This is a genomic window from Acidiphilium sp. (assembly GCF_049977125.1).
Classification (GTDB): domain Bacteria; phylum Pseudomonadota; class Alphaproteobacteria; order Acetobacterales; family Acetobacteraceae; genus Acidiphilium.
Genome location: NZ_JBMFGY010000152.1, coordinates 1 through 6,283, shown reverse-complemented (window position 1 = coordinate 6,283; position 6,283 = coordinate 1). Strand labels below are relative to the sequence as shown.

At 58.1% G+C, this 6,283-nt stretch carries 9 protein-coding genes; 4 read left to right on the top strand and 5 right to left on the bottom strand.

Annotated elements, in window-relative coordinates; translation table 11 throughout:
- Window positions 1-199 precede the first annotated feature (199 nt).
- Both ACP5E6_RS15440 and ACP5E6_RS15435 read left to right on the top strand, forming a co-directional pair.
- On the top strand, window positions 200-883 hold the full coding sequence (locus ACP5E6_RS15440; protein ID WP_427955486.1) for a fumarylacetoacetate hydrolase family protein: 684 nt from the start codon (window positions 200-202) through the stop codon (window positions 881-883).
- Window positions 880-1,686: an exodeoxyribonuclease III gene (locus ACP5E6_RS15435; RefSeq protein ID WP_427955483.1), complete on the top strand. Its 807-nt coding sequence runs from the start codon at window positions 880-882 to the stop codon at window positions 1,684-1,686. Before ACP5E6_RS15440 ends, ACP5E6_RS15435 begins: the two co-directional genes overlap by 4 nt.
- Here ACP5E6_RS15435 and ACP5E6_RS15430 read toward each other — a convergent pair.
- The 5 genes from ACP5E6_RS15430 to def all read right to left on the bottom strand — a co-directional run bounded on the left by ACP5E6_RS15430 (window position 1,670) and on the right by def (window position 5,187).
- Complete coding sequence (locus tag ACP5E6_RS15430; protein WP_427955481.1) at window positions 1,670-2,302, bottom strand: hypothetical protein; 633 nt, start codon at window positions 2,300-2,302, stop codon at window positions 1,670-1,672. The genes ACP5E6_RS15435 and ACP5E6_RS15430 overlap by 17 nt on opposite strands.
- Window positions 2,303-2,322: 20 nt before the next feature.
- Window positions 2,323-2,862 (bottom strand): translation initiation factor IF-3, encoded by a 540-nt coding sequence (infC, locus tag ACP5E6_RS15425; protein WP_427955490.1) that lies wholly within the window; start codon window positions 2,860-2,862, stop codon window positions 2,323-2,325.
- A 95-nt stretch (window positions 2,863-2,957) separates the two neighbouring features.
- On the bottom strand, window positions 2,958-3,728 hold the full coding sequence (gene truA / locus ACP5E6_RS15420; RefSeq protein WP_427955479.1) for a tRNA pseudouridine(38-40) synthase TruA: 771 nt from the start codon (window positions 3,726-3,728) through the stop codon (window positions 2,958-2,960).
- Window positions 3,725-4,627 (bottom strand): methionyl-tRNA formyltransferase, encoded by a 903-nt coding sequence (gene fmt, locus ACP5E6_RS15415; protein ID WP_427955477.1) that lies wholly within the window; start codon window positions 4,625-4,627, stop codon window positions 3,725-3,727. The genes truA and fmt overlap by 4 nt, the downstream gene beginning before the upstream one ends.
- Window positions 4,627-5,187, bottom strand: coding sequence for a peptide deformylase (gene def / locus ACP5E6_RS15410; protein WP_427955474.1), 561 nt, complete (start codon window positions 5,185-5,187; stop codon window positions 4,627-4,629). The genes fmt and def overlap by 1 nt, the downstream gene beginning before the upstream one ends.
- A gap of 126 nt (window positions 5,188-5,313) precedes the next feature.
- On the opposite strand from def, the gene ACP5E6_RS15405 reads away from it, so the two are divergent.
- Entirely contained in the window at window positions 5,314-5,829 is a 516-nt protein-coding gene (locus tag ACP5E6_RS15405) for an Hsp20 family protein (protein ID WP_427955488.1), read from the top strand.
- 5 nt (window positions 5,830-5,834) lie between these two features.
- On the top strand, window positions 5,835-6,092 hold the full coding sequence (locus ACP5E6_RS15400) for a DUF1150 family protein (protein ID WP_265637527.1): 258 nt from the start codon (window positions 5,835-5,837) through the stop codon (window positions 6,090-6,092).
- Window positions 6,093-6,283 lie beyond the last annotated feature (191 nt).

The window sequence follows — 6,283 nt, the reverse complement described above, 5'->3', positions numbered from 1 at the left end:
ATCGCTCGAAAAAATATAGAGCTAGAGCGTTAAGCTGAAAGCATAACGCTCTAGGGCAAGATCGCTTGCGATTGATGCGCTTATGTCCTTACATCAGCCGACAGCGATGAACTTGCTCTCCAAACATAAATTGGCGCATGGACGATGTAAATCGATCCTGTTTGAGCCTCGCGAAGCCAACCGTCATGAGGGATGCGAAATGTCTGATCTGGTCATTGAACCTGTTGTAATTCCAATGGTCGCCGTTGTCGGCGGCGGTCGCTTTCCGGTCCGCCGGATTTTTTGCGTTGGGCGCAATTACGCCGCCCATGCGCGAGAAATGGGCGCGGATCCTGACCGGGAGCCCCCGTTCTTCTTCACCAAACCGGCCGACGCGATCATCACGACAGCGTCGGTCCCGTATCCCACAGCCACAAAATCTCTTCACTTCGAAATGGAACTCGTCGTCGCCATCGGGCGTGGTGGCTCTGCAATCCCGGTCTCGAACGCACTTGAACATGTCCTTGGTTATGCTGCTGGCGTCGATCTGACGCGACGCGATCTCCAGGATGAAGCAAAATCCCTGCGCCGCCCATGGGATATGAGCAAGGGCTTCGATGCCTCCGCCCCGATCGGGGCTATCACGCCAGCCACCCAAACCGGTCACCCAACCAACGGCCGGATCACCCTGTCGGTGAACGGCACTCAACGCCAGAACGGCGATCTGGCGGATATGATCTGGCCGGTCCCCGACATCATCGCATTTCTATCCAATCTCGTGGTACTAAAGCCCGGAGATCTGATCTTCACCGGCACACCCGACGGCGTTGGCGCGATCGAACGAGGCGATACGATCACCGGGTCGATTGATGGGGTCGGTTCCATCAGCTTCACACTCGCATGACCAGCACCCTGACTATCGCGACCTGGAACATCAATTCGGTGCGCCTCAGGCAGGATCTATTGTCCACACTGATGACCGACGCCTCGCCCGATGTGGTGTGCTTGCAGGAGACTAAAACTCCCGACCCTGATTTTCCCGCCGACCTAGGTGAACGACTGGGCCTACCCCACGTATTGAAGCGCGGTATGAAGGGCTATAATGGCGTCGCCATCCTGTCACGGCTGCCATTGACCCTGATGGACGCCACCCCGGACTGGTGCAGCAGAGCCGATAGCCGCCATATCGCTGCCAGTGTGGAACCCGGCGGACAGCCCATCGTGATCCATAATTTCTACGTCCCGGCCGGTGGAGACGTGCCTGACCGCGCGACCAACATCAAATTTGCACACAAGCTCGATTTCATCGCCGAGGCCAGCCGCTACTTTGCCGAATACCCGCCACACCGCGCCATTCTGGTCGGCGACCTCAACATCGCGCCGATGGAGAACGATGTCTGGAATCACAAACAACTTCTGGGCATCGTCAGCCATACACCAGAGGAAACCACCGGCCTTGATATGTGGCGCGACCACGGCTTCGTTGATGCCATTCGCCATTTCGTTCCACCAGACAAAAAACTTTACACGTGGTGGTCCTACCGCAACCGTGACTGGCGCGCGTCGAACCGGGGTCGCCGTCTCGACCACATCTGGGTTTCGCGCGATCTGGAGCCGACCCTGTCGGCTTATCGGATATTAACCGACGCTCGCGATTGGCCGCGAGGATCTGACCATGTCCCCGTTCTGCTCACCCTGAAAATCTAAATCTTGCCTGGCGCAACAGCGTTCGTCGTGCTGCTGCTGCATCACCCGCCAGCCTGATTAACCCAAAAATCTGGCTTGGCTGTCGTACAACGCTGCCGATCACCCTACGCAGCGCTATACGTCCATCGGAATCAATGGCGATCAGGCTCGCCGGCGGCAAATCACGCCATGCCGGATCAGCCACCGCCCGCATCACGGCAAACGGAACGCCGCATCCCTCAGCGGCACGTGCAACGCTCACCGACTCCAAATCAACTGCGGCCGCCCCGCTCGCGTCAAACAAATCTGCCTTGGCCACCGCGGTCACCGCGATCGAATCGGCACCGATCACGCGTTCGACCGTCGCTCCACCCAAATTCGCAAGCAGTGCCGCATCACATCGATAGGTGAAATCATGGTCGACGACATAATTCGGCACCACGAGGGCTCCGGGCCGAAGCGATGGATCAAGCCCACCCGCCAAGCCATAGCTGACCAGTGCGGACGCTCCACATGACACCAAACGAAGCGCAGCGGCGAAGGCACCCTGCGGCGTTCCGCCGCCCGCTGCCGCCAGGACACCCAACCCATCCAGCAACCGGACCTCGGCCTCCAAACCCGTCACAAACCCGATCACCGGCTCGGATCCGGCACCGATTACCGCGGGCTTAGCACCATCACCATCTGACGGTTTTCCATCTTTGGCATCTGCTCGACCTTGGTTTCAGATTCCATGTCAATTTTAATCCGCTCGAGCACCTTCACGCCAAGTTCCTGATGGGCCATTTCCCGTCCACGAAACCGCAATGTCACTTTTACCTTGTCGCCCTCGCCGATGAACGTCTTCATCGCCCGTAGCTTAACCTGATAATCATTTTCATCGATATTTGGGCGGACTTTAATCTCCTTGATCTCGATGACTTTTTGCTTCTTACGAGCTTCGTTCTTTTTTTTCTGCTGCTCGTATTTGAACTTACCATAATCAAGCAGCTTGCACACCGGTGGATCAGCATTCGGACTGATCTCGACCAGATCGAGTCCAACCTCGGTTGCACGACGCTGTGCCTCCCTTGTGGTCAGAACCCCCATCATCTCACCGTCCTGGTCGATCAATCGGACCTGCGGCACACGAATATCCTCATTGACGCGCGGCCCTTCGCGGCTAGGCGGGGTCGGCGGAGCAGGTAGTCTGGCTATATCGCTCTCCTGTCGTAGTGACGAAACAAATTTAGTTCGAATGTGCGTCTAGACGATATTGACCGCCTGAAGCAACAGAACAAGCCAAGCTGGACTCAATTCTGGCCCGCAAAAGGGTCTTGCGGATAGCGCACCTCGATCAAGGTGAGCCCGCCGGCCGGTGCCGTGGGACCAGCAGCGGACCGATCACGGGCGGCCAGTACCTCGGCAATCCTAGTTTCCGGCCAATAACCCACACCAACCAGCTTCAGTGAGCCGACAATATTACGAACCTGATGATGCAAAAAACTCCGCGCCGAAACCTCGATCACAATTCGCTCTCCCGACCGGTTGACGCTGATCCGATCGATGGTCCGTACCGGCGACGGTGCCTGACATGCTACGGCCCGAAAACTTGTGAAATCATGCCGACCAACCAGTGCCATCGATGCCCGTTGCATCGTCGCGGCATCAAGCGGTTCCTTCACATGCCAGACAAACCCCGCCGCAAGTGCCGGGCGCACCGACCGGTTCAGAATTTCATAGCGATACTCGCGCCCAATCGCCGAAAATCGCGCGCTCCACCCGGGATCATCAACAATCCCGACCGCTGTCACCACAACGGAATGAGGTTGTAGATAGTAATTGAGCGCATCCCGCACGGCGCGCGTCGTCAACCCGTCCCGCAAATCGATATGCACAACCTGCCCCGCAGCATGCACACCCGAGTCGGTCCGCCCAGCCGCCACACTCGGCGGCACAACACCTCGACACAGATGTGCGGCCGCCTGCTCCAGAACCTGTTGCACCGACAAGCCATTGGACTGCCGCTGCCAGCCGACAAATCCGCGGCCATCATATTCGAGCTTCAACACAAACCGCGTCACCCGAGACGTGTTCCCGGCGCAACGACATAACCGCGCAAAAACGCGGCCACATCCATCGCGGCCCTTCCGGCACGCTGCACTCGAAGTGGTCGCAACGCCTGATCTCCGCACGCGATCGTCAATCGATCATCCAGGACAATTCCAGGTGCGCCGGCGCCCTCGACCACATCAGCGGCAATAATCTTCAATACCTGCCCCTCCAGACGCGTCTCGGTTCCCGGCCATGGCGTGAATGCCCGAATCCGGCGTTCAATCGCCGCCGCGGGCTCCGCCCAGTCGATCACCGCGTCCGCACGGGATAATTTCGGCGCGTACGTCCCACCCTCAGGCTGGGCTCGGGGCGGCCAGTTTCCCGCCAGAGCCGCCAGGATCAGCCGCGCTCCGAGCGCTGAAAGCCGGTCCTGTAAAATCGCCGCGGTATCTTTCGACCCGATCCCAATCGTTTCGGCCAATAGCATCGGCCCCGTATCCAGCCCGGCATCCATCTGCATGATGGTCACGCCGGTCTGTTGATCACCCGCCAATATCGCCGCTTGAATCGGCGCTGCCCCACGCCATCGGGGCAACAGGCTCGCATGGATATTCAGGCAACCACCTCGCGGCGCCGAGAGGACGGCAGGTGGCAGAATCAGCCCGAAAGCCACAATAACGCCAATATCGAGGTCAAGCGATCGGAGATAGTCCACTTCGCCCACATTATCTCGCAGGCGAAGCGGTGTTCGCACCGGAATCCCCAGATCCTCCGCGGCTCGATGAACGGCGCATTTCGCCATCTGCCGGCCACGTCCGGCCGGTTTGGGAGATTGACAATAAACAACCGCAACCTCATGCCCGGCAGCGCATAAAGCTCGCAGTACCGGCACCGCAAAATCCGGTGACCCCATGAAGGCGAGCTTCATCAGCGGGCCGGCTTTGCCGTGCCAAGCTTATCCCGCTGCTCCTTGGCGAGCTTGCGGAGCAGAATATTGCGTTTAAGCGCCGACAAATGATCTACGAATAAAATCCCATCGAGATGATCGATCTCGTGCTGAATGCAGGCCGCCAATAAACCCTCCGCATCGACCACGTGCCGCTTCCCGGCAATATCCTCGAATGTTACGGTAATACCGCCGGGGCGCGTCACTTCCGCATATTGTCCCGGCAACGACAGACAGCCCTCTTCCCTGGCCATCAGCTGATGACTGACCCGGGTGATCTCCGGATTGATCATAACCATTGGGGACGGCTCGCCATCCGGCATCAGATCCAGCACCACCAAACGGAGCGACACACCAATCTGCGGTGCGGCCAAACCAATCCCGGGTGCCCGATACATCGCCGCGAACATGCCCGAAGCTAGTCGCTGAACCTCGTCACGCTCGCCCGCCGTCACCCTCCGCGCCACCGTCCGCAGCCGTTTATCGGGCACAATCAGAATAGACGGTAAATTATCCTGCAGCAGGACAGCAGCTTCGTTCATCCGCCTACTTTATCTCCACGCCGCCCCCCGATCAATCGGCGCTTGCAAATTCGGATAAATATGCCCAATTCTAATGCATCGGAGTGCCTGTTGGGCTCCGTATGTCTTGCTCGAAAGGAGGAGGCCATGTCGTCGAGAGTCTTTACGTCACCATTGTTTCTAGGGTTCGATCACCTTGAGCAGATTATAGAGCGTGCGGCAAAAACCTCATCGGAGGGTTATCCGCCGTATAATATTGAGCAGTTGAGCACCACCAGTCTGCGAATCACGATCGCTGTCGCCGGATTTATCATGGATGATCTGCAGATCACCCAGGAAGATAACCAGTTGGTCATACGTGGTCGTCAGAATGACGAAACCCAGGGTCGGATCTTCCTGCACCGCGGAATTGCCGCACGGCAGTTTCAACGGGCGTTCGTTCTGGCAGAGGGTATCGAGGTGAAAGGAGCGTGGCTGGATAATGGGTTGCTGCATATCGATCTGGTACGCCCGTTGCCCGATGCAAAGATCAAAACGATCGCCATTAAAAAAGGCGCTTCCAGCCAGGCCGGGTTCGGCACCGCCCGATCGCTCGATACCAATGGCTTGGATCCGAGTGCCGTGAAAAGGCGGATCGCCGAGCGCGACCGTGAACAGGAGTAACAGCGATGAACGTGAAAACTCACGATGGCTCGACCGATGCGTTTCCTCTCCGGGCATTTTTCGATCCTCACCACATGACCGAAGCCCAACTGGCCGAACTTGGCCTGGAACAGATCGCCTATGTTCGCCCGATCATGACGCCCAACGGACCCGCATTCGGGGTATTTTCCGCGAACGGAACCCCGATGGCGATCGCAACCGATGGCAATCTTGCCCGCGCCGCCATTGTGCAGAACGAGATGGCTCCTGTTTCAGTGCATTGACAGCTGATTGAGATAGGTCACGACATCGTAATGACCCGATTTATCGGGCACTCACGATCAAAGTGAAACATATCCCGACCTGCCGTTAGGGCGCGTGGGTAAATAGCCTGCCGGAGCGAGTGCACGCGAGTCTGGCCCATCCGGGTTATTGATTGATAGCGTCACCCGCCGAGGCGGTCATCATGCCGTAC